Source organism: Vibrio sp. STUT-A16 (assembly GCF_026000495.1).
GTDB lineage: Bacteria > Pseudomonadota > Gammaproteobacteria > Enterobacterales > Vibrionaceae > Vibrio > Vibrio diabolicus.
Map to the genome: position 1 here is coordinate 1,619,417 of NZ_AP026765.1, position 25,457 is coordinate 1,644,873.

At 39.5% G+C, this 25,457-nt stretch carries 27 protein-coding genes and 4 pseudogenes; 28 read left to right on the forward strand and 3 right to left on the reverse strand.

Annotated features, from left to right (window positions below; all coding sequences use genetic code 11):
• Window positions 1-319: 319 nt before the first annotated feature.
• The 9 genes and pseudogenes from OO778_RS07905 to OO778_RS07960 all read left to right on the forward strand — a co-directional run bounded on the left by OO778_RS07905 (window position 320) and on the right by OO778_RS07960 (window position 7,421).
• On the forward strand, window positions 320-769 hold the full coding sequence (locus OO778_RS07905) for a hypothetical protein (protein WP_226977463.1): 450 nt from the start codon (window positions 320-322) through the stop codon (window positions 767-769).
• A gap of 186 nt (window positions 770-955) precedes the next feature.
• On the forward strand, window positions 956-1,564 hold the full coding sequence (locus tag OO778_RS07915) for a hypothetical protein (RefSeq protein ID WP_083612675.1): 609 nt from the start codon (window positions 956-958) through the stop codon (window positions 1,562-1,564).
• A 134-nt stretch (window positions 1,565-1,698) separates the two neighbouring features.
• Window positions 1,699-2,109, forward strand: a complete 411-nt coding sequence (locus tag OO778_RS07925; protein ID WP_074191368.1) for a hypothetical protein — start codon at window positions 1,699-1,701, stop codon at window positions 2,107-2,109.
• Window positions 2,110-2,412: 303 nt separating this feature from the next.
• Window positions 2,413-2,799: a type II toxin-antitoxin system YafO family toxin gene (locus tag OO778_RS07930; RefSeq protein ID WP_074191369.1), complete on the forward strand. Its 387-nt coding sequence runs from the start codon at window positions 2,413-2,415 to the stop codon at window positions 2,797-2,799.
• The gene (locus OO778_RS07935; protein WP_074191370.1) at window positions 2,799-3,104 is read left to right on the forward strand and encodes a hypothetical protein; all 306 of its coding nucleotides are present in this window, start codon (window positions 2,799-2,801) and stop codon (window positions 3,102-3,104) included. The genes OO778_RS07930 and OO778_RS07935 overlap by 1 nt, the downstream gene beginning before the upstream one ends.
• Window positions 3,105-3,271: 167 nt before the next feature.
• Complete coding sequence (locus tag OO778_RS07940) at window positions 3,272-4,639, forward strand: hypothetical protein (RefSeq protein ID WP_074191371.1); 1,368 nt, start codon at window positions 3,272-3,274, stop codon at window positions 4,637-4,639.
• Between the two features lie 820 nt (window positions 4,640-5,459).
• Window positions 5,460-6,245 (forward strand): hypothetical protein, encoded by a 786-nt coding sequence (locus tag OO778_RS07950; RefSeq protein ID WP_074191372.1) that lies wholly within the window; start codon window positions 5,460-5,462, stop codon window positions 6,243-6,245.
• 9 nt (window positions 6,246-6,254) lie between these two features.
• Window positions 6,255-6,357 (forward strand): annotated as a pseudogene (locus OO778_RS07955) (DUF3265 domain-containing protein).
• A gap of 506 nt (window positions 6,358-6,863) precedes the next feature.
• Window positions 6,864-7,421, forward strand: coding sequence for a nucleotidyltransferase family protein (locus OO778_RS07960; RefSeq protein ID WP_074191373.1), 558 nt, complete (start codon window positions 6,864-6,866; stop codon window positions 7,419-7,421).
• A 185-nt stretch (window positions 7,422-7,606) separates the two neighbouring features.
• Here OO778_RS07960 and OO778_RS07965 read toward each other — a convergent pair whose 3' ends face one another.
• The 3 genes from OO778_RS07965 to OO778_RS07975 are packed head-to-tail and all read right to left on the reverse strand — an operon-like array spanning window position 7,607 to window position 9,275.
• Window positions 7,607-8,116 (reverse strand): hypothetical protein, encoded by a 510-nt coding sequence (locus OO778_RS07965; protein WP_074191374.1) that lies wholly within the window; start codon window positions 8,114-8,116, stop codon window positions 7,607-7,609.
• Window positions 8,103-8,930 (reverse strand): hypothetical protein, encoded by an 828-nt coding sequence (locus OO778_RS07970; protein WP_074191375.1) that lies wholly within the window; start codon window positions 8,928-8,930, stop codon window positions 8,103-8,105. Before OO778_RS07970 ends, OO778_RS07965 begins: the two co-directional genes overlap by 14 nt.
• A 3-nt stretch (window positions 8,931-8,933) precedes the next feature.
• Window positions 8,934-9,275 (reverse strand): PAAR domain-containing protein, encoded by a 342-nt coding sequence (locus OO778_RS07975; RefSeq protein WP_074191376.1) that lies wholly within the window; start codon window positions 9,273-9,275, stop codon window positions 8,934-8,936.
• A 717-nt stretch (window positions 9,276-9,992) separates the two neighbouring features.
• On the opposite strand from OO778_RS07975, the gene OO778_RS07985 reads away from it, so the two are divergent.
• The 19 genes and pseudogenes from OO778_RS07985 to OO778_RS08105 all read left to right on the forward strand — a co-directional run bounded on the left by OO778_RS07985 (window position 9,993) and on the right by OO778_RS08105 (window position 25,456).
• The gene (locus OO778_RS07985; RefSeq protein ID WP_074191378.1) at window positions 9,993-10,505 is read left to right on the forward strand and encodes a GNAT family N-acetyltransferase; all 513 of its coding nucleotides are present in this window, start codon (window positions 9,993-9,995) and stop codon (window positions 10,503-10,505) included.
• 603 nt (window positions 10,506-11,108) lie between these two features.
• A pseudogene (locus tag OO778_RS07995) lies at window positions 11,109-11,585 on the forward strand (GNAT family N-acetyltransferase).
• Window positions 11,586-11,730: 145 nt separating this feature from the next.
• Window positions 11,731-12,186 carry a hypothetical protein gene (locus OO778_RS08000; protein WP_074191380.1) on the forward strand — a complete coding sequence of 152 codons (456 nt, stop codon included), beginning with the start codon at window positions 11,731-11,733 and terminating at the stop codon, window positions 12,184-12,186.
• Between the two features lie 151 nt (window positions 12,187-12,337).
• Window positions 12,338-12,761, forward strand: a pseudogene (locus OO778_RS08010) (GNAT family N-acetyltransferase).
• A 658-nt stretch (window positions 12,762-13,419) separates the two neighbouring features.
• A complete protein-coding gene (locus OO778_RS08020) occupies window positions 13,420-13,929 on the forward strand; it encodes an AAA family ATPase (protein WP_074191383.1) in 510 nt (169 codons plus the stop codon).
• 130 nt (window positions 13,930-14,059) lie between these two features.
• Window positions 14,060-14,365, forward strand: a complete 306-nt coding sequence (locus OO778_RS08025; RefSeq protein WP_074191384.1) for a hypothetical protein — start codon at window positions 14,060-14,062, stop codon at window positions 14,363-14,365.
• A gap of 312 nt (window positions 14,366-14,677) precedes the next feature.
• Window positions 14,678-15,058 (forward strand): hypothetical protein, encoded by a 381-nt coding sequence (locus OO778_RS08035; RefSeq protein ID WP_131815250.1) that lies wholly within the window; start codon window positions 14,678-14,680, stop codon window positions 15,056-15,058.
• Window positions 15,059-15,124: 66 nt separating this feature from the next.
• The gene (locus tag OO778_RS08040) at window positions 15,125-15,544 is read left to right on the forward strand and encodes a hypothetical protein (protein WP_074191387.1); all 420 of its coding nucleotides are present in this window, start codon (window positions 15,125-15,127) and stop codon (window positions 15,542-15,544) included.
• A gap of 232 nt (window positions 15,545-15,776) precedes the next feature.
• Window positions 15,777-16,097, forward strand: a complete 321-nt coding sequence (locus OO778_RS08045; protein ID WP_074191388.1) for a DUF4160 domain-containing protein — start codon at window positions 15,777-15,779, stop codon at window positions 16,095-16,097.
• Complete coding sequence (locus OO778_RS08050; protein ID WP_029823389.1) at window positions 16,075-16,320, forward strand: DUF2442 domain-containing protein; 246 nt, start codon at window positions 16,075-16,077, stop codon at window positions 16,318-16,320. The genes OO778_RS08045 and OO778_RS08050 overlap by 23 nt, the downstream gene beginning before the upstream one ends.
• A gap of 233 nt (window positions 16,321-16,553) precedes the next feature.
• Window positions 16,554-16,967: a T6SS effector amidase Tae4 family protein gene (locus OO778_RS08060; RefSeq protein ID WP_207546004.1), complete on the forward strand. Its 414-nt coding sequence runs from the start codon at window positions 16,554-16,556 to the stop codon at window positions 16,965-16,967.
• A gap of 23 nt (window positions 16,968-16,990) precedes the next feature.
• Window positions 16,991-17,398, forward strand: coding sequence for a hypothetical protein (locus tag OO778_RS08065; RefSeq protein ID WP_131815251.1), 408 nt, complete (start codon window positions 16,991-16,993; stop codon window positions 17,396-17,398).
• A 610-nt stretch (window positions 17,399-18,008) separates the two neighbouring features.
• Window positions 18,009-18,452, forward strand: a pseudogene (locus OO778_RS08070) (IS3 family transposase); the annotation flags it as partial.
• Between the two features lie 934 nt (window positions 18,453-19,386).
• Complete coding sequence (locus OO778_RS08080) at window positions 19,387-19,578, forward strand: hypothetical protein (RefSeq protein ID WP_226977460.1); 192 nt, start codon at window positions 19,387-19,389, stop codon at window positions 19,576-19,578.
• A 116-nt stretch (window positions 19,579-19,694) separates the two neighbouring features.
• Window positions 19,695-20,111: a DUF5675 family protein gene (locus OO778_RS08085; protein ID WP_264911278.1), complete on the forward strand. Its 417-nt coding sequence runs from the start codon at window positions 19,695-19,697 to the stop codon at window positions 20,109-20,111.
• A 2,871-nt stretch (window positions 20,112-22,982) separates the two neighbouring features.
• On the forward strand, window positions 22,983-23,588 hold the full coding sequence (locus tag OO778_RS08090) for a hypothetical protein (protein WP_264911280.1): 606 nt from the start codon (window positions 22,983-22,985) through the stop codon (window positions 23,586-23,588).
• Between the two features lie 97 nt (window positions 23,589-23,685).
• Entirely contained in the window at window positions 23,686-24,039 is a 354-nt protein-coding gene (locus tag OO778_RS08095) for a DUF1428 domain-containing protein (protein ID WP_074191395.1), read from the forward strand.
• 306 nt (window positions 24,040-24,345) lie between these two features.
• Window positions 24,346-24,972, forward strand: coding sequence for a LysE family translocator (locus OO778_RS08100; protein WP_074191396.1), 627 nt, complete (start codon window positions 24,346-24,348; stop codon window positions 24,970-24,972).
• 142 nt (window positions 24,973-25,114) lie between these two features.
• Entirely contained in the window at window positions 25,115-25,456 is a 342-nt protein-coding gene (locus tag OO778_RS08105) for a hypothetical protein (RefSeq protein ID WP_074191397.1), read from the forward strand.
• Window position 25,457 lies beyond the last annotated feature (1 nt).

Consider the following 25,457-nt stretch of genomic DNA (forward strand, 5'->3'; position numbering starts at 1 on the left):
ATGAGCTTTTTGGTGTTGTTAGCCCGTCTTCTACGGTGTTTTATGCTCCAAGTGGTTTCAGTGACAGGCGCTTTGAAACTGCGCCTGATTTGAGTATTTCAAAGCACATAAAAGTGGTGTTGGCAAAGCGTTAATTAACTTCATATCAAAAGCTTTATGTCTGGCAACTAACAAAGCATTCAAGAGTGATTCACAACGCTTGGCAGTTTTGGTTTGAATTAACTTTAGTGTTTACGGCACAATGTTTTCGGTTGGGTGGAATGCGTTATTCACCCCTTAATGCAGCGTTATGAGGCGTCGCTATTTAGCTTAGAGATTTATGATGAAAAAAGGACTAACTTATCTATTACCTCTGCTTCTCTTTGGCTGCTCAGCGCAAGTTGATAAGCTGAGTTACTTGAAAGTATGGGATGACAAATGGAAAGAGTGCGACAAAATTGGTAAACAAACGATATTAGATTTCCCCAAATCTGAATGGTTTGAAAGCTTGCGCCTGGACGATAAAAAAGAAGTATTCTTATACATTCACTTTCTTAAAGACTATGAGTGCACTCAAGCTGAGGCTAGTAATCTCAAGGCTGTATTAGATGAAGCAGACATCACTACTTTAAATGGAGTTTTAAAAGGCTTTATCCATTTTGACAAGCCAAGTGATTCAAAAATTGAGCATTTAGACCAGCGGCAAGTTGAAGTCATGTCTCGTGAAATCAGTAGTCCTTTTAATGCTTTAGCTACGGCTGAAAAAATGGGACTACTTGAACATCAGTGAGAGCGCACCTCATAACAAATTGTTCAAGAGTGATTCGGCACGCGTGGCATTTTTACTGTGCGTCAGGTTTAGTGGTTAAGGTGGTATGCAGAAGCTTAGGTATTGCGTGCCTCACACCTTAACAAGGCGTTAGCTGCTCACACTATGAGGTAATTTCTCTATAAAAACTATTAAGGAGTATTTGATTTGATCGTGCGTGCAGTGGTTCTTACTACCAATATTTGTTCTGAACTTGAACTCAAGGCTCATGTTCCTTTTGCTTGGCGCTTTTTCACCAATAAAAAAAGATTGATCAAGTACTATAAGAGTGCGTTAAAGACATTGCTTACCAGTCGTAAGGATGAGCTGAAATTTTACGCTCATCAAAAGTCCTTTTCTCATATGACATTATCGGTAGCTTTTTGGCACTATGATTTACATTGTAATGTATGGAGTAAAGAAGGCATGGATTTTGAGCGTCATCCAAATTGTTCTCCTAATCCCTTTATAATTCTCTCCGATTTTGAAGTGGGTAATTCAAATATCTCAAGGTTACGAGATATCTTTGAAGGTTGGGAAGTGCTGGGGTCTCTTGATGAAAGTGATGACGATGACAAAACTGAGTTTTTTATTAACCTTGCTCATGAAGCTCTAGCTGTTGCAATTCAGAGCAGAACGATAAAACCGTTGTTTTTGGAAATCTTTGCCGAAAATTCAAATATTGACGATGCTCTTTTCAACGAAAGAGTCCGAGTTAGAGATGAAGAAGGGCATGTTGATATTAATTTCTTAGATCTTATTCAACAACGCAGCTAACAAACTGTTTAAGAGGGATTTGCAACACGTGGCATTTTCACTATGCGTTGGTTTTAGTGTTTAGGGTGGCATGCGGCGACTTCGGTATTGCGTTGCTCACCCCTTAACAGGGCGTTATGTGAATAAGGGAAACTATGAGTTTTGATATCGCTATTTTAAGTCTTGAAAAACGAGTATCTAATTCGGAAGCTAGTGAAATTTACGCTGAGATACTTCAAGGAAATTGCAGTAATGTTGCTAAAAATACAGCAATAGAAGACCTTTATCGTGATTTAACAGCCAAACATCCTGAAATTGATGATATTCCGGACGACAAAGTTGATGACATTGATTTTTGTCCATGGAGTTGTGAGTTCGATAGATCTGCGGGCCATATAATCATAAGCTCAGTTTGGCCCAAGTCTGATTATGTGTATGAGTTTGTTCAATCACTCGCTGTTAAACATGAACTTGCCCTTTTTAACCCACAAGCAGAAGTAGTTGTATATCCTGATGGGTCTGATGGTGAGGAAGTTAAAAAGAAAATATGGTGGAAATGTTGGTAAATTCACATAACAAAGCGTTTAAGAGCGATTCCGCAACGCGTGCCAGTTTCGCTTCGCTCACAGTGTGGCACGCATTACGTCACGCCTTAACGCGGCGTTATTGGAATTTAGATTTAGATATTTAACTTTAATGGAGTAAAAATGAAAGAAAAATCAATGCCTAAGGCGAAAAAATAGGAAGGTTTCACCCCTCATTATGTTGCAATAAATAGAGTAAAAAGGAGCTTTGAGCGTGCTAAAAATAGGCAAAGTGAAAGTTCCACTGAATTTGTAGAAGTCAAATAAAAGAGGAACGGTTTAAACATGGACGTCAAAGTATACGTAACTAGGGCTCTCAGTGAGGAAAGAAAACTTAACAAAGACCTAGATTTATTAATTCATGACTTTAAGCGTCACAAGCAAGGTCATCGGGTATCATATTTTGGTAAAGAAGTCCCATATCATAGACCAGCTCCTGCAGCAGAAGATGCTGGGTTAATGCATATTCATATACTAGATAAAGTTAAAACGCTAAAACTTGGCCATAGTAATACAAGTGATAGTGTCTTAATTTATACTGAGGGTGCTACAAGCATCAATACTTACTTTATAATCGATTTCTTGGTGGATGGTGCTCATGCGCAGGCGAGAAGGCCCGAGTATATGAGTTGGTTAATTGATAAGGCGGAAGCATTTAGGAATCAGAAATAATGAGTAAAGTTAAGATCAAAGCTACATGGTTTGAGGGTACAGAGCCTAGCGAAATTGGTGTCTACTTAGTTGCATTAAGACATCTTAGTGGTTTTGGCTCGTATGACTACTTATACTGGGATGGTAAATGTTGGTTGAATAAAACGACTTCTGATATTGTCGGCTGGTCGCCAGTATCTGACATACTGGCACAACTAGATGCTGGTTGGCCTACTGGTGACTTAGAAACAGATATAGAGTTTGAAAAATACAGGAAACAACATGGCGGTAAGTTTGATGATGATGATTTCATCGAAGTAGAGTAGCCCATAATAAATTCAAATAACAAAGCATTTAAGAGTGATTCCCAACGCATGGCATTTTTCATTCCATCGTTGGGTTTTGTGTTTATGGTGGTCTGGTTAAGTTTCGTGGTAGCGTTGCTCACACCTTAATGCGGCGTTAGCACTCAGAGTACCTAATAAGGATTGATATGTCTAAATCAGTAGGACTAATAATTCATTTCGATGAAGACCAAAGAAATTATTTACTTAGTGAAGTGCGAAGAGAGCATCGATTTTCTGATGCATTAAGTGTCAATGACTGGGAAATTAAACAGCTTCAAGTTGTACTGTTATCCTTTACTGGGCGCACTATTGATTTTGTAGCTTTAGCTACAAAAGGAAGTCGGGTAGTTACTGGAAAATCACGGGTTGAGTTTTCTGATTTAGTTGACTTGAACTCTATCCCAATTCGAGAAATAGAAGGGTTGCTATCTCCGAATACAAAGCTGCACTTTATGAAAAGTTCAACTGGGCGAGGAGGGCGACTACCAGAAAAAACGTGGTTTGAAACTATTGCGGCTATAAAAGAAATCCGCCCAGAATTGGTTAATGAGATAGAAAGGCTAATATCAATAACCACAGTTTCAAAGTACAGGTTGATAGGTGAAGCTGCAGAAACCCTAACTCAAGAGCGTGAGGCTTTAGGCGCAGCGCTTGATATCTTTAGTGGTCATAACGAGCTTAGGAAAGATGTTCTTCAGTCTTGGGCGCCTAACCTTGATAATGTAGAAAACTACGATGACGAAGTTATGGAAGCTGATTTAAACCTGTCTAAAGGTGGGGCTGTTTCCTTCCTCTCTGGTATTCCGGAACGCTATATCCAAGAAGAGTCTGCAATCCAACATGATCTATTTAATTGGGAAAATGAGAAAGCTTCTTTACATAACATGGGAGTCTCTAGATTCGAACAGGGAAGTAGAGTCTTAGAAGTTATCTATGCAAATAAAAATCCCTTAGAGCATACCTTAGGGGTTGACCTAATCTATTATAATAAGAGTTTTCACTCTTTTGTTCTAGTTCAGTACAAATTAATGAAAGAAAAAAATAATGTTGATGGTTTTTATTATAGACCTGATAAGCAGCTAGATATAGAAATTGCTCGAATAGACGAGTTTCAAAATAAAGTGGAAATGAATTCAGTTATATCCAGTCATGAAGAGTTTAGGCTTAATCATGACGGCTTTCTCTATAAATTGGTCCCTAACAAGGGGTTGCATGCTGCGACCGAAAAATTAATTTCAGGAATGTATATAACTAACAGTTATATGAAATTTTTACTTGGTTCCGGTGGTCCCAAAGGTGAGCGAGGCGGGAGACTTATTACGTTTAAGAACTCACCAAGATATCTAACAAATACTGAGTTTTCTGGAATGGTAAATCGTGGCTGGATCGGTACTAGTTCGGCTCAAAGTAGCAGTCTTGCTCAATTAATTAGCGAGTTCCTCAACACTGGTCGAGCAATCATGGTGGCAGTTGAAGAGGATGCTGCTAGCAAGCAAAATCAGGCGAACACCTAAATACGTCTTTGTTTTGGCATTGCAGTTCTTAAGCCTGAAAAGGTTGGCCTCAGCCCTGTGTCTGGTTGGTACGTACCAGTTGTCGAGCCTTGTAGTCAAATTTTATTGAAAATAGTCAGTACTACATTGTTTGGGAAAGAGTGCTAACAAACAATTTAAGAGTGATTCAGCACGCTTGGCATTTTGGGTTTGGGTCTAGTTCAGTGTTTACGGTGGTCAAATTAAGTGTAGTGGTAGCGTGCTTCACACCTTAATTGGGCGTTAGCACTGGGTTGGCATCAAAGGTTAAAAGTGTCTGTGTTTATTGGTTTCTTTTCCTCTCTTTACACCTGTTCAAATGTGCCTTTCACGTTCGCTCCGGTGGTACTAGATGTGAAATTTTCGCTTTGCTTTTAGTGTTTACGGTTTCTAACTTTTGGGCTATTTCTCTGGTGTGGCTTCTTTGATATTGGGAAATATTTGGAAAAAGCTGCGTTTCTTTGGTGCTGCTGTTAAAGTTTGAAGACCGAATCCTTTGCTAATTTGAAAACGATGAAAAAGGGTGGTTTGGCATGTTTTTCTTCTAACCAACTCGGGTTCTGACGTTGGTTTTTAGTCTGCCAGTTGTCCGTTTCGCTTCGGTGTTTTTAGCCACAAGTATCGTGCTATATTTCAGTATCTTGGCGTGTGCCAAAGGCTTTAAGGGCAGCGTACTAACAAACTGCTTAAGAGGGATTCACAACGCGTGGCATTTTTACTATGCGTTGATTAAAGTGGTTTGCGGCGGCATCGGTATTGCGTTGTTCACCCCTTAGCAGGGCGTTAGGTTAAAGGAGTTAACTTGGAATTATATCGAAAAATCAAAGCGATGCTTAGTAACCCTGTTGTTGGTTTGTTTCTCGCTATCGCGATTGCATATGTGTTTTATGCTATTGGTACTAAAACAATGGAGCTAAGTTACTCCTTAATCAAGCCCACAGTTATCTATAACTCTACAACTTCAGATTCTAAGTTAGAGATCAGTTGGAAGGGTGGTTCAATTGATAGCTCAATTGTTCAGCTTGATATCCCTATATGGAACAGTGGTGATCAATACATAGACTTTAATCAGGTATCGAAATCCAATCCCATTAGTTTCCATTTTCAAGATGATGATATAGAAGTTATTGACTCATCGATTCAAAACAAGTCACGTGAAAGTCTGGATGTAAAGTTAATCCGAGATGGTAACCAAATAACTCTTGATTTTGTAGGAGATGATGCACTCGAAGCAAAAGAAGGGTTCTTTATTTCAGTACTTTATTTATCAAAAGACGCGGATATGAAGCCTGTAATTGAAGCAAAGGGAAGAGTTAAAGGTATACCCGAAGGGATCACTGAGGGAACATGGACTCCGATTGATGATGGGAGATACTTACCAATTGGATTAGGGCTAACGTTTTTTTGGTTCGTTGGAATACTACTCTTTATTGCATCGGAACAGTTTTTTAAATCTATACCGTATTTCAGTGCTTTCCTTTATAGCTGGCTCATACCGTTAGTCTGCGCGATTTGCCTACTTTTCGGAGCATTATTTTTTTGGGCAATTGTTGTAGATATGTCTATGGGGCTAACTTGGAGACATTAACCTAACAAACTGTTTAAGAGGGATTCGCAACGCGTGGCATTTTTACTATGCGTTGAGTTTAGCGTTTAAGGTGATATGCGGCGGCTTTTGTATCGCGTTGCTCACCCCTTAACAGAGCGTTAGTTGCCAACGAGGAAAACGTACCTAAAGCAGAATGTTTAGGGCTAATGTCCGTGTGTTTTTGGCTAGGTTTTCGTATTTCAATTTCTAGCTAATTGGGTTTGTGAAAATCGTGCTTTGGTTTCTTGTACGGCTTGGTTTTTCTGTTTCAGAAACCGATTTATATGTTGAAAGTTAGCTGTGTAACATTGTCTGTCCCAAGGCGCTTTTTGGTGTTGTTAGCCCGTTTTCTACGGCGTTGTATGTTCCAAGTGGTTTCAGTGACAGGCGCTTTGAAACTGCGCCTGATTTGAGTTTCTTAAAACACGTAAAGCTAGTGTTGGCAAAGCGGCAATTAACATCAAATCAAATCTTTAAGTTTGGCAACTAACAAAGCATGCAAGAGGGATTCACAACGCTTGGCAGTTTTGGTTTGAATCAACTTTAGCGTTTACGGCACAATAGCTTAGGTTGGGTGGTGGCGTTGTTCACCCCTTAATGCGGCGTTAGTAGGTCAGGATGAATAAACAAAAACTAAAGCATCTAATTCAGCAAGTTCCAGAATTGATCGAAACAGCTGAGATGTGCCAAGAAGTAGGGCTGCCAAACTTCTATATTGCAGGCGGTGCTATTACCCAAATCATCTGGAATAGTATCGACAGGAAACCGCTTCTTGCTCAAGTTAAAGACTTTGATGTTGTCTACTTCGATAGATCTAACCTTGAAACTGAAGACGAGTTCAAAAATCGCATTGGCTCGCGGTTAAGTCATAGTGTTGACGTTGATGTGAAAAACCAAGCATTAATACATGAGCGCTATTCTAAGAAGTTTGGTTGTTCCATTCAGGCATATGAGCGAGTTGAACAAGGCATCGAGTCTTGGCTTTCTGCCTTTGCTATTGGTTTCACTCTAGATAGTGCAGGAAACATTAAATTGTTCACCCCCTATGGCTTAGATGATGCATTTAATATGTTGATTAAACCTAACAAAAAGGCAATGACAGAAACTAACTACAACAAAATGACCGATGGCTATAAGGCTAGGTGGCAGAAAGTACAGGTGCTCCCTTGGAGTTGACCTACTAACAAAGCGTTTAAGTCGGATTCCCAACGCTTGGCATTTTCGGTTTGCTTTGAAATTAGTGTTTACGGCACAATAGTTTAGGTAGGGTGGTAACGTTGCTCACCACTTAACGCGGCGTTAGGTGACTAATCAAAATTTAGCCTCCGAACCATGAAGCTAAGATTCGGAGGTAAAGGGAGTTACAGTTGTCCTAAGTCGATTTTTTTTGCAATTTCCTTCATCGTGTCAATCATTCTATGTTCAAATAATAGAGAATCTGTAAATGTGTATGATTTACAAACTTTTCTTCCCTCAGGGAATCTATCTAATGTTATAAAAGCATATCCACCACCGCCTTCGCCATCGGCATTAAAAGCACGCCTTAGCTTTAACCGCTCACCATCTACAATACCTTCATCGTTGAATTTGCCTTTAGGCAACCCGCCTTCCGCTGCGGTTTTAAAAAACTTATCTTCTAGTGTGTCTAAGAACCACCGCAAGCCGTTTTTGGGAAACTCGATTTGGTAGTGCAACCATTTACTTTTTCCGGTTCGCTTGTTGGTAAAGTATTTTGCGGTTGCGAGGATGATGTAGTTATCAATCAATAGAAAGTAGAAGTTTTTTGTTGCTTCTTCATCATCCGGTACTGTTGCAATCAAGTTTGGGTCTAGAGATACCGTTAGTGGATCTATATCTTTAAATTGCTTCATTTTTTTCTCCTTTCCCGATGTTAATTCGCTTTATGGCTCCCGCTTTTTCTAACGTGCCCAGTGTTTGCGGATTTTTATCCCACGTAAAGGTTTCTGGAGGACCATATTCCTCGTTATCATCAATACAACCAAATGGGGTTGCTTCATATTCTACGTTAATGTCTTTGGTGAGGCCGTTGCCAAGAAAATGTTCGTTTGCACCTAAACCTTGTTCTATTTGGTGCCGGACATCGAGGGTGTCGGTCTGGCTCGGGGTAAAGCCAAGTACTTGGTAATATTCGATAAAGTCTTCCTGCTTTTTTAGCTTTATACCTTCTTCTTCGGCTGATACTTTGACTTGTTCATAGTATCGACTGAACTCAGGTGTCATGCATGGTGCAATTAAATCTCGGCTATCTTCAAATTCAGTGGACAATTCAGACTCCGTAAACTCACTCATTCTCTCGTAGGTGGGAATAAAGCTATGCATATCGCCGATTTCATTGGCTTTTTGGTGGTCGATGAGCAATATGGTGTATTCGCAGTCGGGTTTATATTCAATTCCTACCGCATTGCAGATAGCTTCTGAGTCTGTATCGCCATGCTCAGCTTGAGTAAATGTGGTTGTCCAGTATTTTAGTTTGGTAACGCCTTCGGGCTTGTAGCCAATATAGCCATCATCCTCATTGTATTCGGACTCGATAATACGAAATAGCAGGGGCTCATTTTTTCCTTTCTGGACAATCTCTCTTTTGTCAGCAGTAGAGTACGCAGAACCCGGTAACGCCGCACCACCTTCACGATCTGCATCGACATAAGGTTTGGCTTCTGCCAAACGCTATTTTGCTTCATGGAAAGTCTTGGGTGGTGGTTGCTTATCGGCGCGATATTTATCACCAATTAAGACTGAGGGGTTGCCAATGACAATCTTGCCTCCGTGGCTCGTTGAGTCTCCCATTCTTGCTGCTGGCTTCCCGTTTATAAATACCGAGCCAGAACCTTTGCTTATGGAATCAGGAGGGCCAACACAGATGAGGCGGTCCCCTTTTCGAGCCGCAGGTAAGCCACCAATTTTTACATTGGGTGAACCAACGACTACAGGTCCACCCACATGCGGAACTTTAGCGGTGACTTTGGGGCAGATATGCATTGATGTTAATGTTGCAGCAGGTTTTCCCATAATAATTCCTTTTTGTGGGTTAGGTTGCATATCTTAACTCTGGTGGGGCGGCTATATGCAATGGTTGGTGTAATATTTGGAGTCAAGTCACCTAACAAACAATTTAAGAGTGATTCGGCACGCATGGCATTTTTACTACGCGTCAGTTTTAGGGATTAAGGTGGTATGCGGCAGCATCGGTATTGCGTGCCTCACACCTTAATTGGGCGTTAGTTGCCCACGAGGAAAAACATACCTAAAGCAGAATATTTAGGGCTAATGTCCGTGTGTTTTTGGCTAGGTTTTCGTATTTCAATTTCTAGTTATTAGGCGTTGTTAAAATCGTGCTTTGGTTCCTTGTGCGTTTCGGGTTCTCTATTTCAGAACCCGATTGGTTTGTTGAAAGCCCTCTCTGTTGCATTGTCGTTCCAAAAGGTTTGTTTGGTGTTCAAAGTCCGTTTTCTACGGCGTTGTAAGTTCCAAGTGGTTTCAGTGACAGGCGCTTTGAAACTGCGCCTGATTTGAGTTTACTAAAACACGTATAGCTAGTGTTGGCAAAACGGCAATCGACTTCAAATCAAAGCTTTAGGTTTGGCAACTAACAAAGCATTCAAGAGGGATTCACAACGCTTGGCAGTTTTGGTTTGAATTAACTTTAGTGTTTACGGCGCAATGGTTTAGTTTGGGTGGAATGCGTTGTTCACCCCTTAATGCGGCGTTATGTGAATGGAGTCAACCTTGAAAATATCAGTTGTCAAAAGTGGTCAGATTGGGGCTTACGAAGCTGAACTTAATGCTCATCTAAACTCCGTTTTTGGCCAAGATTCCATGTTCATTTTCAATCGTGAGCTCGTCTGTGCAATTCTCATTGAAGACGATAATCAGATTATCGCTACTGGTTTTGCTTATAGTCGTTTAATGAAGCAGGGCTCAATAAGCTTCAAAGGGGGCATAATTGGTGGTATTGCCATTACACCAAGTAAGCGAGGTTTGGGCTTAGCTAAAGTCATCGTGAAAGAACTCGATCGATGCTTAGTGTCTTTTGGGGTAACTCATTCTTTTCTCTTCGCTTATGAGCCAGATGTTTATCGAAGCTCAGGGTATTCGGAGTTAGTTTTGCCTATCCATTACTTCGACGTGCAGCAGAAAAATTGGAATCAGTTTGTCTACCGTGGAGGTATGGTTAAGTCTTATAATGACAGTCATGCTTTAAGCGATCAAGTCATTGAATTTAATGGTTGTGTGTATTGAACACTCTGAAAAAATTCACATAACAAAGCGTTCAAGAGGGATTTGGCACGCGTGGCATTTTTAGTATGCGTTGAGTTCAGTGTTTATGGCGCAATGCGGTAGCTTTTGTATTGCGTGCCGGCACCCCTTAACGCGGCGTTAGACAAATAAAAGGAAAACATATGACACTTGTGTGGTTAATTCTTCTTTCATTTCTACACATCGCAGTTTGTCTTTTTAGTCCTTTTGTGTTTTTCATTGTAGTATTTCAACTGCGTGAATTTGAACTTTCTAAACATCACTCAGATATCTGTATGGCTTTAGGTGGAGCATATGTCATTTCGACAATTGTGAGTGTAATTATAGTTTTTAATTACTACCTTGCTGATAGCCAGGAACCATACTATTGGTGGTTTGCAATGCCTTGGGCACTATTGGTCACTATTATTGTGTACATATTGAAAGTAGCGAAGGTAAAATTTGCCTAACAAACTGTTTAAGAGTGATTCGCAACGCGTGGGGCATTTTTGCTATGCGTTAGGTTTAGTGTTTAAGGTGGTATGCGGGAGCTTCGACATTGAGTTGCTCACCCCTTAACAGGGCGTTATACGATTAAGGAGAGAAATGAAGCCTGATTTACACGGAAGTAGAATCGTTTTGAGGTCAATTCAAACGAATGATTCTGATGATTTGTTTGAAATTTATGGTGATATTCAAACAATGGAATTTGCCTCAGACCCAGTTTTTACATCGAAAGATCTGATAGTTCAGATGCTAGAAAGCGTCGTCCAATTAGAAAAGTCGGGTGAATCGTTGGAATGGGCAATCTTAGAACAATCAACCAACAAAGTTATCGGAACTTGCGGTTTACATAGTTTTAGTGATTGCGGTCATTCATGCGAAATTGGATGCTTACTTAATTCATCATATTAGCGACAAGGTTATATGTTTGAAGCTCTCAGTTTATTATTTTCTCATGCAAAATCTGTGGGCATTGAAAAATTGTATGCAGACATTGATGAAGGTAACTTTCGGTCTAAAGCTCTGTTTGAAAAATTAGGTTTCAAAGCTCAAAATGGTCAGTTTCAGCGCTCGTTGTGAGAAATCGTATAACAAAGCGTTTAAGGCAGATTCGCAACGCGTGGCATTTTTGGTTTATTCAGCTTTAGTGTTTACGGCGCAATAATTTAGGTTCAGTGGTAGTGTTGCTCACTACTTAACGCGGCGTTATGTTGAGAAGGAAGTTATGAAAACTTTATTGAAACAAAGTAAATTGGTCAGTTTTAAATTAATGTATAGCTTTGTCACTAGAGTATTGATTTGTGGCATGTTTGCTTACTACTTAGTCGAGATATCTAAGGCTCCATTTTTAACACAACTAGGGTACATCGCATTTTTTTGTGCTGTATCTTTAGCCGCTGAGTATTTAGCATCCAAACCGAAACAGTCGCTAGAAGTTGTGCTTGATGGTAATAGTTTATCTCTTTTAGGTACAAGTATAAATACTGCTGATATTCATGAAATTTTGTATGCGCAAACCAAAAGGTTTGAACATACGGTAAGGTTTCGTTTCAAAAATCAGACCTATCAAGACTTTGAATTAGCTTCTCCTAACTTAATTGAAGATCTACGTTTTTACAATTTTCTAGTTGAAAACCAGTTGCCTGTGAAGATGCTAGATAGTTATGAACGCGTTACTTAACATCTCAACATAACAAATTGTTCAAGAGGGATTCAGCACGCGTGGCATTATTGGTATGCGTTGATTTTAGTGGTTAAGGCGGCATGCGGCGGCATAGGTATTGCGTGCTTCACCCCTAAACAGGGCGTTATGTGTAGCCAGGGAAAAATATATGGAAGTACAGCTAAAAGTAGGTAGTGACTCCTTATTCGCAGAATCTTTAACCAAGTCAAATATGGCAAGCTATTATCAAACTCGTGGGATCATCTGGGATCAAAATCAGTTTCTAAGTAGTTGGGAAGAGTTAGTTAATTACGAAGTCCATCTAAACCAAGATCGTGTTGGTGTTCTCCGTTTTAGTTATAGTGGCGATACTACCTTCTTGAAAGACTCTCAAATTTTGCCTGAGTTTCAGGGCAGAGGAATTGGGGCTAAGTGTCTCGAACTAGTTATTAGACATGCGCTTAAAAGAAAGTCTATTAAGCTCGTTTTGTGAAAATCCAGCAATCAGCCTGTATGAGTCCAAGGGCTTCGTTAGAACATCTGAAGTAAAAGGGTTGGTTGAAATGGAGATCTCTTTAAGTTCAAACACATAACAAAGCGTTCAAGGCGGATTCCCAACGCTTGGCATTTTCGGTTTGATTCAGCTTTAGTGTTTACGGCACAGTGGTTTAGGTCAGGTGGTAGCGTTGCTCACCACTTAACGCGGCGTTATGTGAACAAAACTGAGGCTAACGTCGAGTTTTTTGATATTTAATGCTAGATATCGTCTGATTAAATCTTAATTATGTTTCAAACTGGAGTTTTTGGAGCATGAGCATAGTGAATATTATTTTAGTTTTATTAACGGTAAACCATTTTATTTACTTATATTTTGAGCATTCTATCGAAAATGTGGTGAGTAGTGGTGGAGGAGCAGGAGAGGCTTCGCTATACGGATTAGCTTACGGATTTCTGATATTACCTTTTCAGTTTCTCTTAGAGTTGGTTTTATTTTTTTCTTTCTTATATCAAGTGTTAATAGTTCGTCAATGGCGTGCGAGTATATGGTACTGGTCTACTTTCTTACTTACGTTGTTTTTGATTTTTGACATCGGCTACTGACTTTAGCTTGTTCACATAACAAACGCTTCAAGACGGATTCGCAACGCGTGGCATTTGTGGTTTGCGGTAAATTTAGTGATTTAGGTGGTATGCGGAAGCATCGTATGGCGTCGCTCACCACTTAAGCGGGTGTTAGCATGCGGGAGTAATATGAAGAAAATTCTCATCATCGGTAATTCTGGCTCAGGCAAGAGTTGGTTGTCGAAACAGTTATCCCGAAAACTTCAGTTGCAAGAAGTTAACTTGGACTCGATTGTATGGGAGCCAGGTGGCTATAATCAAAAACGCTCCACCGGAGCAATCGAAAATGAAATTGCTAGTATAAAGTCTCAATGCAACTGGGTAGTTGAGGGAGTATTTGGTGCTTTAGCCGAACAGCTTATTTTTTCTGCTGACATGCTGTTGTTTTTGGATTTGGAATGGTCTGAATGTGAAAGTTCTCTTTATGCTCGTGGTTCGGAGAGCTCGAAGCAACTTAATGAGGAACAGGCGGAGAAGAATTTTCGTGAATTATTAAAATGGGCTTCTGAATACTCGGTTCGCGAATCCAAAAGTTCGCGACAGTTCCATCAGCAATTGTTCAGAGGTTTTCACGGTTCTAAAGTACGTTTCACAACACGCTCTCAAGTGAATGAGTTTGTAGCGGAAACAACATGCTAACAAACTGTTTAAGAGTGATTCCTGCGCGTGGCATTTTTACCATGCGTTGATTTTAGTGATTTAGGTGGTGTGCGGAGGCTTTAGTATTACGTTGCTCACACCTTAACAGGGCGTTATACGTAATGAGAGTATGAAGATATTTTTAATAGTAGCCACACTGGTTCAATTTACTCTCCTGAGTTTCTCGAAATATTATCGTTCAATTGCGAATGATGTGCTTAGAAACGCGGTGGAAACGAAAGAGGCTGATCTTTTATCTTCACTTGATAAGTTTTATTATTACAGTGATTTAGATAATGATTTATTTCTTGCTGCTGTTACGGTTTGGGTTATGGTCTTGGTCGTAACAAAATTGAAAAGTATATCAAGCACTGATATCGCTAATTTAGCGATTTGTTTGCCGCTGTTCTTTAATATGATTTTGATGTCGATTTAGGCACCATAGCCATGGAATGGCAATCAAGTATAACAAACAATTTAAGAGTGATTCAGCACGCGTGGCACTTTTGGCATACGTTGGTTTTTGGTGTTGAAGTGCCATGCAGCGGCTTGGTCATTACGTGCTTCACACCTTAATTGGGCGTTAGCAGCCAAAACAAGTAACAATGAAATCTATCATTTTCAGGATAAGTAAAACTGATACGCAAATATTCTGATTTTTTTTAAAAAACTCGCTCCAAAAAATTATAGTTAGATTTTACTAGGAGTATTTGAAATGCAAAACAAACCGTGTCCAGTATTAATTTGATTGACATTTGATGAGGAAAGCCAAGAAGCGCTAAATGCTATAAACGAAATGAATGCCAAGATTGATGATGGTTGGGTTGCTATAGCTTTGGGACATTTGGCTGTGATTTTTGGTGGCTTAACCGTAAACGCTCCAGCGTCTGCCGGACCTATAGAGAAAACATTGGGATTTCAACTAGTGTCTAACGATGTCGCCACCACTTCTTGGAGTATATATCAAACGAACTGGGAGTACTTTTTTAGATCTTTTGGGGCATTAGAACGCCATGCTAAAAACCAAATCAGTACAATTGCAGGTTTACAAATGATACGAGGTAAGATTAGTCATAAAGAACGCCAGTTTTGGAAAGCTGTGCATTACGGATGTAAGGTGTCTGAATGAAAAAAAATTATAATACTAGTACTTTTTCTTTTATTACCTCGTTTAGCATCTGCTACCGATGAGCTTATGCTCAATGCGGTAAACAAATCATTAATCGAGTATGAAAGTAAGAATAGTCAATGTATTGCATCATCAAAAATGCAATCTGTAAGTGATGACTTAATCCAAAAGGTTAAGCAAGTTGAGACTGATCTATCGATAAGTATTGGGTACTTATATAAAAACTCTTTGTATCAGTGTTCACTTCATGAGTTAAGTACTTTGATGAAGTTATTCTTATTGGTTGAAAATTCTGAAAAAGAAGAATATCCATTAACAAAGTTAAGAGTAAATGAGATCAAAAAGTTACTTTTTACTAAAGTCGATTTACGCTTTGAATTAAAGTTTCAAAATTTACCCAATGAAAAACAATTAACTCTAACGGAATTAGGTAAAAGCCTTGCTCCATTTGACTTGCTAGATATGTATGAACGTGCGCAAGACTGAATAGTCTGCTAACAAAGCATCTAAGAGTGATTTCCAACGCTTGGCATTTTCGTCTCTGCGTTGGGTTTCGTGTTTAAGGTGCATGGTTTAGGTAAGGTGGCAGCGTTGCTCACACCTTAATGCGGCGTTATAAACACTGGCACGGCTCGAAGTTTAGATACGTTCACACTTAAATCACACTCAATAATCAACAGCACGCATGAAATTACACTTTCATTTCAAGGAGGTGTACATGCCGAAAATTTATGAGTACTTAGGGATTATATTGTTCTTTTATAGTAACGAACATGAGCCAATTCATATTCGTGGTAAGTTTCAAGGTAAAGAGTCTAAAGCGGAAATTCACTTGAAAAATGGCCGCATTATAAAAATTGTCGTTAAGGATAAAGGTGCAGGATTAGAGAGCAAAAAGAAGCGTGAGTTTGAAGAGTTTGTAAGCTGTTATGCCGATGATATTGTAGAAAAGTGGATTGACTATTTTGTTAAGAAAAAGCATGTAAGTCCAACTACAATTACGAAGAAGGTAAAAAATGTCAGAACTATCAGTGGTTAAAGTTACACATGTTACGGGTCATATTTTAGAAATAGAGTTTAGTGATAATCACGTTTCAATCGTTGATTTTGCTCCATTCATCTTTAGCGTTGGCCATCCTGATTACGATGTATATAAAGACATCTCTCGCTTTTTGCAGTTTGATTTGCTTGATGGAAACTTAAACTGGGACGACTATACAATGATCTTTCCCGTTGAACATCTATACGAAAATAAGCTGTAAGTCGAGTTTATAACAAACTGTTTAAGAGTGATTCGCAACGCGTAGCATTTTGGCTATGCGTTGCGTTTAGTGTTTCATGTGGTTTGCGTAAGCTTGTGTATTGCGTTGCTCACACCTTAACAGGGCGTTATGTATCCGAGTTTCGAAAGAATGATCGCACTATTTAATATGAAACAGGTTTGATTTCTTTGAGCGTGTTAGAGTACTTTTTTTGTTTCAGTGAGGTACGTACAGTGTCAGTAATTCAATTTGCCAAGTTATGGAAGAACCATCCATACCCAAAATCTCCTTGTGATAGGGCTCATTTTCCTAATCAGCGTGCTATTCGTATGGGGGTTGCTTTGGAGGAAACAGGTATCGACACTTCAAGTTTTGACCAAAAATATCCTAATAGGCGCTGCTACCCTGGCTTTAAACATAGTCCTAGACACATTTTAGCAGCCCAAGAGTTAGCAAATTGGATCTCTGTTAACCCTAATATATTTGGAAATAAAGAGCTTATTAAAGATCAAAGAGAAAAATCATTAATTGGTCGGAGAGGGATTATCTTTATCAGGAATGGGTGGGGTAGTACCGATCACATTGACGTTTGGGATGGCGAGCATATGAAGGGAGGCGCCCCTGATTGGATTAATCTTGGTGATTAAGTTTGGTTTTGGGAGATAAAACAGTGAAACAAATAACTGCGCTACTTTTATCGTTTGTTAGTTTTTCTTCGTTAGCATTTAATCTGTCAGTTAACAATGGATCATCTTGTACTTTGTTTGAAGAGTCTACCATTTTTGAAACAAAACTAACTTCTCCATGTAATTGGGCAGTTAATGCTCAAGGTGATTTACAGACACTCAGTGTAAAAGGTAACAAAGTAGCCATTCTTCTAGGTCAACCTATATCTTCTAATCAAGCTGAAAAATGGGGGGTAAGTGTCGAACAGAACTGTTCTCTTGAATCTGTTGGTGTAATGATTGATGAGGTTTCAAAAGTAATCGCGGTCAGTAAGCCGCTTGAAGGGGCATTGTTGTGCCCGGATCTTCCTATAGATCATGTGTTTTTCAAAAGCTACAATTGGTCTCTCTAGCCGCTATACATAACAAAGTATTTAAGAGTGATTCCCAACGCTTGGAATTTTCAGTTCAAGGTTGGTTTTCGTGTTTTTGGCGCAATGGTTTAGGTTCGTAGTAGCGTTGCTCACTACTTAACGCGGCGTTATGTTCCCGAGTACCCCACGTTTAATAGACACTTTACTAAGTTAGATCTAGGGGCTAATTAAGAGGTGATTTCTGGCTAAACATCGTAATCCAGCGTACACCGAAGAGTTCCGCAAAGAAGCAGTTCACACGCCTATCTGATAAACAGTTTAACACCTTAGACGGTGTTGATTACTTGAAGAAAGAGTCCGAAGTGCTTCGAGCGCTAAGGCGCGAGAGCAAGCGACTCAAAGATGAAATGGAATTTCTAAAAAAGGTCTCGGCCTACTTCGCGAAGCCGCAAGAGTGAAGTACGAGTTCATTGAAAGCTATGCCTACTGCGTAAATTATGTGGCTGATATCATGAAGGAAAAAGGTATCAGGGCACGTAATGTTAAAGGGTTTAAATACAGCAAGGATGTGGCTGCTATGATGAATGTTGCCGACAATTTACTGCGTAGAGACTTTGAGTCTGAGAAGCCAAATTAGAAGTGGGTTACGGCCATCACGTATATCTGGGTGAAGAGCCGTTGGCTCTTCTTGGCGACAGTGATGGACCTGCATTCAAGGCGCATTGTGGGTTGGTCGCTAGGGACAACGATGACCGTCGAGCTCATCACCAATGCCCTAAAAATGGCATTTGATTCACGTAAGCCGCCTAAGGGCGTCATTACCCGCTTACAATACAGAGCATATAAATATCAAGACTTCATGCGTAAGCATAGAGGTGTACCGAGCATGAACCGGCAGGGTAACTGTTGGGATAATGCGGTGATGGAGTCGTTCTACAGTCGACTAAAAGTCGAACAGATATACGCAGACGACTATCAAACACTCGAAGAAGCCCGAATGGGCATCTTCGAATACATCGAGGTATTTTACAATCGCAGAAGAAGACACTCAGCGTTGGGGCAGGTTAGCTCAGTTGAGTACGAAAGTATGTAGTTATGTACTATCTACTTTTTGTGGGGTTCACCAGTGAACAAAGAAGGAGTAATATTGAGTATATACCCAAACTATTAGCTAATAAATTTAAATGGGCTGCTACTTCTTCCATACTGAAGCTTTGGTTTATATGTGTCTGCTTTGCTTTTTTTGATGCCTTTATTGGTACCAATTCTCATGCGTATTAATGGTGATTTGGTATTATTAACGTTGAGTGTCGATTTAGTGTTTATATTAGACATATTTTCCGCTAAGTATTACTCTAGAACAGATGTGTTGTTAGGTACTCCGGTTCCTAAAAATAATAAGATGAATTTTGTATTCCTAGCGGTATTCTATTTTAAGTTAAGCTGTGCTGTTCTCTTGGCTGTTTCCCCACTATTTTTTGGTGATTAGGCTTTTGGGCAAGTCACATAACAAACTGTTTAAGAGTGATTCGCAACGCGTGGCATTTTTACAATGCGTTTGTTTTAGTGTTTAAGGTGGTATACGGAAGCTTTTGTATTGCGTTGCTCACCCCTTACCGCGGCGTTATGTTTCTTAGTCGAGTATAGAAAACTATAGTTAATATTTAAATGATTATTGTGGAAAAGGAGGGTTCATGGATGTGTATTAGTTACTAGCATTTGCGGCTTTTCTAGTGCTCATATCTTCAATGATAATGCTCCTTGGGAGTAGTATTTTCCTCGGGTTACAGATGGAAATACTAGACCCGAGTAGATATAAAACGATCTACGTTTGTTTGTTTCTTTTCCTAGTGTGCTTCTCTTTAATTACGTAAGAAGTAGCGAAAATATCTCGAAGTATCCTAAAAGTAGTTCTTGGTTGTTTACTGTCATTCGATATTCTATGTTTTCACTCTTCATATCCTTTGTATTTATGGGGTTTTCTGCTTTTTTTGCAGCAGGTAAAAGCTAAATTTGTGGCCCGCAAAATGGTTCGGCTCATTTACGGTAATGTACTGGCGGGTGATAATAAACATAACAAATTGTTCAATAGTGGTTCGGCACGCGTGGCATTTTTACTATGCGTTGGTTTTAGTGTTTACGGTGTAATGGTTGAGTGCTGTGGTAACGTTGCTCACCACTTAAGCGGGTGTTATCTGTCTACACTAAAGTTGGTGTAAAAAACGTAACACTCAATTTCATGTAAGTTAGCGATTCCTCCATTAATAATGAAACACACCTGTTGTAATAACACTGTTCTGTTAATTTCATTGATGTGATAGTAAGGTACAGAACAATGAAAAAGTTAGATGAAGCTAAATTAAATCTAAACTGTACAAAGCAAATGCGAGAGACAACTTTAGGTAAGTTGACTATCGAAGGAGTAAGTAAAAGTTGGTTTGTGCTTGAGTCCGCAGGACCAGACTCTATGACGGAGGGCTCTGACAAAAGAATCAAAGCAGGCACATACAAATTATTGCCTTATAGTTCATCTAGGTATCCTAATGTATATGAACTACAAAATGTTCCGGGTAAGTCATTCATTCTAATCCATGCCGGAAATTATCATCAAGACACTCTCGGCTGTTTGATGCCTGGTAAAACATGGGGGAAAGTAGCCAAGTCACATTACTATGTAGGTAGTAGCAAATTGGCTTTGAAAGAAATATTTCTGAAATTGCGAACTATAAAAAATCACCATAGATATATCTAACCAGTTGGAGCAGCAACAATGATAAGGAATATAATAATGCTTATGATGTCTGTTTTTTCTCACTGCCAATGTATGCTAAAAACCAAGAGGTGAATCTCTTACATAACTGGATGATAGAAAACTACCAATCTATAGAATCAAACCTTGAAAAAAAGAAGCTTTGGAAATGGTTCCTGCACTTTTTTCTTTGGTAGAAATTTGGAAGCGTAGAGACGGAGCTATTTCTGGAGAAGTTTCGCCCTTATTGCTGGTTGCGTTAAAAATTGAGCCCCAGAATACTTTACTTTTACTATCTGAAAACCCTGAGTCCTTTAACAAATGATTAAATGAGTTAGAAGGGATGGTGTTCACAGACCATACAGGTGATGAGAGCAATCAGTTAGAAAAGTTAAGAGTTGATGTATTAGCAACAATGAAATCTTACTCTAGAAAAAGCCAGATAAATTGAAGTCGATGGCTGACGCACTCATTGAAAGGTTGGAAGTCATAAGAGTGAGAGTGAGAGTGATAGATTGAGCTAGTGCTAGCAGTCAGCTAACAAAGCATTTAAGAGTGATTCCCAACGCTTGGCATTTTCAGTTCAAGGTTAGGTTTTGTGTTTACGGTGCAATAGTTTTGGTTAGGTGGTAGCGTTGCTCACCCCTTAACGCGGCGTTATGTACTATTGCAGCTAAATAGCCACGGTGCAAATTTCATTATTCATTAGTAGTACCTCATTTTCTCCAGGTTTTTCTGAGAAATCTAGTCTAAGCGCACTTATGCATTTATATATGATACTTCAACACCAACAGCATCATCGATCAATTGAGCTGAAATTGAGTTTTGTTGAACCATAGTCTGAGGTTGGTTTAGAGTCGAAAGATACCAAAAGCTATCGGATAGAATTTTAATATATCTCCTGCAACTCGAAAGCTCAGGTTGTGAATGTTCATTGATCTAATAGAGCGAAGCATCTTTATCGGTTTGTATGGATACAGCCAATAATAAATATCAACATCTTCAGGTAGTGGGGCTGCTTCATTAAGTAAAAACTCGGCTAACTCAGTGTACAGAAGATCGTGTGGCCTGTCTGAATACGCTAGTGGCTGCCAACAAATGATCAACGAAAGCTTTGGCTAACTTTAAGGTTTTATACGGACGGTAGGTCGTTCTATTAAATGAGTACTCAAAAGTTAGGTTGCTAAGATGCTCAGCAATGTCATTGCGGAAATCAATTAGCTCTCCGCCGTATTTGCTTCCAAGTAGGCTATTACATTTTCCACAAACAGTTCTAAAGTGAATACCGCCTTGAGAGGGGTTTCCTTTGGGTTTCTCAGAAGTTCCTAGGTACTCTGGTAACTTTAACGATTACTTTGTCTTCAACATTACCGCAACCTTGAGGTACAATATTTTCTCTGGTCAGTTTTCCGTGCTCTCGACAAATCGTACAGTAGTCATGCGTCTTGCCCTAAGTCATAACTCTTTTCTGTAATCGCTGTGAAAACTTTCCATAGTCTGCGCCTCATAATAGTTACTGAACGGAGTTTAATCTACATTAGCTTTAAATACAGTAAATTAGAACGCACATAACAAAGCATTTAAGAGTGATTCGCAATACTTAGCGTTTTTGGGTTTCTTCTGCTTTTGTGTTTGCTGTGGTCGAATTAAGTTGTGTGGTAGTGTTACTCACCACTCTAGCGGGTGTTATAACTTTTTTGTCAGTTGAATCATGATTTCTTAGAAGCAAAGGGGGACGAACCTATGAAAACTAGTCAGCGTTATTTCTGTTGCTGTTTTTAGTTTTGGGCTCAGCGCAAGCCCTTTAGTCTTCCAAAGTGATGAGCAATTGTTCAAAAATTTTGCTCTTTCTTCTCGTATTGCAACCAAATATTAGGAGTCCGAAGTCCAAGAATGGTTGCGTGATAGAGATAGCTTATTGTATAGATTTCTCTAATTTGGAAGTTGTGCATAAGCTATACTCAAAGGCAAAATCAGAGTTATAACAAACAGTCTCTTTTAAATGCAAAAGGTGCGTAGAAGGAATTTCTTCGCAGATGTCTACTTCAAGCGGAAGGTTTGTGATGCTAGTTTTAATGCTAATAATATTATCATTATAGACGGTTTGTTTTTCACATGTATTATTGATGCTCTATAGGTTATCTGAAGAAAAGTTATCGCCGAGCGTTACTTTTCTTCGTCCATTATCTGTGTGTTATGGCTGCATGTGCTCAGTACTATATTCTTTCAATGATAACTGGCTACAATTTGCCCGAGATTGCTGGACTGGCTCTAGTGGCTACGAATGCATTCTTCTTCGTTGGTTTTCATTCTGCGTACAGATCAAGGCTAAAAATCTTGGAAAGTAAAAAGTAATCCTAAGCCTTTAAGTCAACAAAGCATTTAAGAGCGATTCCCAACGCTTAGCGTTTTCAGTGCATAGGTTAGGTGAAAGCGTTTTCTTACAACCTGCTTAGATACTTTGGCCCACGTCCACCTAAACTACAATCCCAGTGAGCTTTGGGGCGACCCAGAGTTTTGTGAGGAAGTTACTGAGTTAAGCTGGTAGATATCACGGTGTATAGTGTAAGCGCGTAAATAATAAATTTTTTAAACCTGAGCCTCAAAAGGTTTATTTTATGCTCCATTCTTATAGTGGTACCAAAAGGTTTAACTATTGCCAAGTGGCGAACACGTGAAGACTGGGAGCGGTTTTGGGGAACTAGTAACCCAGAAAAAATGAAGAAGATGAGTGAAATTGCAGAGCGTATTTCAGTCGAACCATTCGATGAAATTGAAGATAGAACTAAGTAGGGCAATAGAAACGTTAAAGTGATGCCTAATGCACAGTTTGGCGGATAATATGAAAGACAATCTTAACCAAGGAACAGGGTTATGCAGATTTTAATTGTTGGAGGTAGTAAGGGTCTAGGAAGGTTCTTGGCTACGAACTTACAGGGTATAGAAACTTATACTATTTCTAGATCAAAGCTAGTTGAGGATGGAGTAGCTTCTGTTCGTATTGATGTTAGTCCGGAGAAAAAACCAGATTACACGTGCTTCAAAGGTGTAAAGTTTGACATCATAGTTTATTTGGCGTCGATGTGGGGAGAGTCTTCAAAATTGACAACAAACGAACTGGTTGAGTTTATGAATGTTGGCCCGATTGGGTATCTTAATTTAGTCAATGAACTTAACGCTTTAGGTTCACTTAACGATAAATGCAATATTGTATCTATTGGATCTACAGCAGAGCTTTCAGAAAATAGTGAATACCCTGCATTTAGCCTCAGTAAAAGATTACTCAAAGATATTTCTAGCCAGCTTCAAAACGTTTATCGTGATTACCGCTTTACTCACTTGACAATAGGTGGGATCGGACATGCAGAAGAGGAACGTATTGAGTATTCGAGCGTTTTGGAAATTATAAATACGCTAACTAAGCTAGATCCAAACACATACCTTTCAAATATGCATATAAAGTCCAAGCTAGGAATGTAGCTCTCAAGCTGTATTACGTACCTGCTTCTATGATTTGGCATCATGTGCATACTTTTTATTGAGCTATGGTTATAACTCCAATGAAAGGAGTTTACTTATGTCATACATTGATGGGTTTGTCGCTGCAGTACCGACAGCGAATAAAGAAAAGTATATCGCACACGCAAAAATAGCAGCAGAAATGTTCAGGGAGTTTGGGGCCTTAAAGGTTATTGAGACGTGGGGAAGTGAAGTACCAGATGGTGAGATCACATCATTTCCCATGGCAGTTAAAGCTGAAAGCAACGAAACCGTTGTGTTTTCATGGGTAGTCTGGCCTTCAAAAGTAGTTCGAGACTCAGGGTGGCAGCGGATCATGGGTGATCCTCGAATGAGTCCTGAGAATAACCCAATGCCCTTTGATGGAAAGCGTCTCATTTATGGTGGATTTGATGTTATTTTGGAGCAGTAAAATACCAGAGAGCCCCAGCTTGATTCGTGACACTTGGCGCGTTAATCAGGGTTACGCTTCTGATGTACATTATTCCGCGATAAGCGTTGATAAAACTCCATGTGGAGGCTTAGAGTAAAAATGGAATGGTAAATTATTCACTGATTATCGTATCAGCTATCGCTGCCATCGCTAGCCCCGGGCCTGCGATGGCAGGTACGTTAATGAACTACGGTCAACGCTTTGATAACTAACGGAAACCTAAACGTTGCATTACTTGTAGTTCGATGAAATGTTATCCCGCAAGACGTTAATCTGGAGAAAAGAATGGATTCAAACTCACTATTATTATTTGTTGTCGCTTGTCTCGCTATCAACATGATTCCTGGACCTGATGTAATTTATATTGTTTCCAATACAATGAAAGGTAAATTATCTACTGGGCTGAAAGCGGCTCTGGGGCTTGGTGTTGGTTACTTTTTTCATACACTAGCGGCATGTTTAGGTTTGTCAGCAATAATTCTGAGTTCATCTTTGGCTTTTAGCGTTGTTAAATGGTTAGGGGCCGCTTACCTAGTTTATTTAGGTGTTCAGTCATTACTGTCAATGTGGCGTGGAGAAAGTAAAATCGTTGAAAACAAAAATGTTGATAATAATAAAAATGTGTTTGTTCAGGGGGTTATCGTCAGCGTCTTGAATCCAAAAGTAGCGCTTTTCTTCCTATCGTTTCTGCCTCAATTTATTGATACGTCTGCAAGCTCAACATCAATGCAATTATTAGTACTTGGCTTGCTGTTCAGCGTACTTGCGACGACATGTAACGTTTTGTACGCATCTGTGGGTAATTGGGTATTTAGTCGTCCACACTCTCAACGATATTCAAGAACTCTTGAAGGTGTTTCAGGTATTCTGCTTATCAGTCTAGCGAGTAAAGTGGCATTCAGTGAGCGCTAGTGGGTGGAAATATTTGTATAAGAGAAAACCTCAACGCTTGAAATGGGCAATTCAACGTTGGGTTGCGTTTTTATGGCCAACAGTTTTTACTTGGTGTTGTTATTGGTAATACATAAGCGTAAATCAGCAACAAGGATGTGTAATGAAAAATAAGATGTGGATCTTCGCAATTATCTTGCTCATTGGTGGGCCTTCACTATTGCCATTTAGTCTGGAAGTTATTTCTATCATCGAGTTATTTGGGCTGTTAGGGTTGTGGACGGTTTATTCATCCTATGCTGAATATTTGATCAAGCATCCTCGGCTCAAAAGAGGCGCATCTTTAGCTACATGTTGGGATCTTCAACCTCAAATATTATTCTCACTTCGTGATATTAAAGTATTCCCACTGCTGATATTTCATATGTTTCCTGTTCAAAGTGTGTTGGTTTGGTCTTTAATTTTTACCTTTTCGGGCAGTGTTATTTGCCATTACGTAATTTGAT

Excerpts from the sequence above, each read along its gene's own strand:
- OO778_RS07905 (WP_226977463.1), top strand. The coding sequence starts at position 320 with ATGATGAAAAAAGGACTAACTTATCTATTACCTCTGCTTCTCTTTGGC.
- OO778_RS07925 (WP_074191368.1), top strand. The coding sequence starts at position 1,699 with ATGAGTTTTGATATCGCTATTTTAAGTCTTGAAAAACGAGTATCTAAT.
- OO778_RS07930 (WP_074191369.1), top strand. The coding sequence starts at position 2,413 with ATGGACGTCAAAGTATACGTAACTAGGGCTCTCAGTGAGGAAAGAAAA.
- OO778_RS07935 (WP_074191370.1), top strand. The coding sequence starts at position 2,799 with ATGAGTAAAGTTAAGATCAAAGCTACATGGTTTGAGGGTACAGAGCCT.
- OO778_RS07940 (WP_074191371.1), top strand. The coding sequence starts at position 3,272 with ATGTCTAAATCAGTAGGACTAATAATTCATTTCGATGAAGACCAAAGA.
- OO778_RS07960 (WP_074191373.1), top strand. The coding sequence starts at position 6,864 with ATGAATAAACAAAAACTAAAGCATCTAATTCAGCAAGTTCCAGAATTG.
- OO778_RS07965 (WP_074191374.1), bottom strand. The coding sequence starts at position 8,116 with ATGAAGCAATTTAAAGATATAGATCCACTAACGGTATCTCTAGACCCA.
- OO778_RS07975 (WP_074191376.1), bottom strand. The coding sequence starts at position 9,275 with ATGGGAAAACCTGCTGCAACATTAACATCAATGCATATCTGCCCCAAA.
- OO778_RS08000 (WP_074191380.1), top strand. The coding sequence starts at position 11,731 with ATGAAAACTTTATTGAAACAAAGTAAATTGGTCAGTTTTAAATTAATG.
- OO778_RS08020 (WP_074191383.1), top strand. The coding sequence starts at position 13,420 with ATGAAGAAAATTCTCATCATCGGTAATTCTGGCTCAGGCAAGAGTTGG.
- OO778_RS08025 (WP_074191384.1), top strand. The coding sequence starts at position 14,060 with ATGAAGATATTTTTAATAGTAGCCACACTGGTTCAATTTACTCTCCTG.
- OO778_RS08040 (WP_074191387.1), top strand. The coding sequence starts at position 15,125 with ATGCTCAATGCGGTAAACAAATCATTAATCGAGTATGAAAGTAAGAAT.
- OO778_RS08045 (WP_074191388.1), top strand. The coding sequence starts at position 15,777 with ATGCCGAAAATTTATGAGTACTTAGGGATTATATTGTTCTTTTATAGT.
- OO778_RS08050 (WP_029823389.1), top strand. The coding sequence starts at position 16,075 with ATGTCAGAACTATCAGTGGTTAAAGTTACACATGTTACGGGTCATATT.
- OO778_RS08080 (WP_226977460.1), top strand. The coding sequence starts at position 19,387 with ATGGTTCGGCTCATTTACGGTAATGTACTGGCGGGTGATAATAAACAT.
- OO778_RS08085 (WP_264911278.1), top strand. The coding sequence starts at position 19,695 with ATGAAAAAGTTAGATGAAGCTAAATTAAATCTAAACTGTACAAAGCAA.
- OO778_RS08090 (WP_264911280.1), top strand. The coding sequence starts at position 22,983 with ATGCAGATTTTAATTGTTGGAGGTAGTAAGGGTCTAGGAAGGTTCTTG.
- OO778_RS08095 (WP_074191395.1), top strand. The coding sequence starts at position 23,686 with ATGTCATACATTGATGGGTTTGTCGCTGCAGTACCGACAGCGAATAAA.
- OO778_RS08100 (WP_074191396.1), top strand. The coding sequence starts at position 24,346 with ATGGATTCAAACTCACTATTATTATTTGTTGTCGCTTGTCTCGCTATC.
- OO778_RS08105 (WP_074191397.1), top strand. The coding sequence starts at position 25,115 with ATGAAAAATAAGATGTGGATCTTCGCAATTATCTTGCTCATTGGTGGG.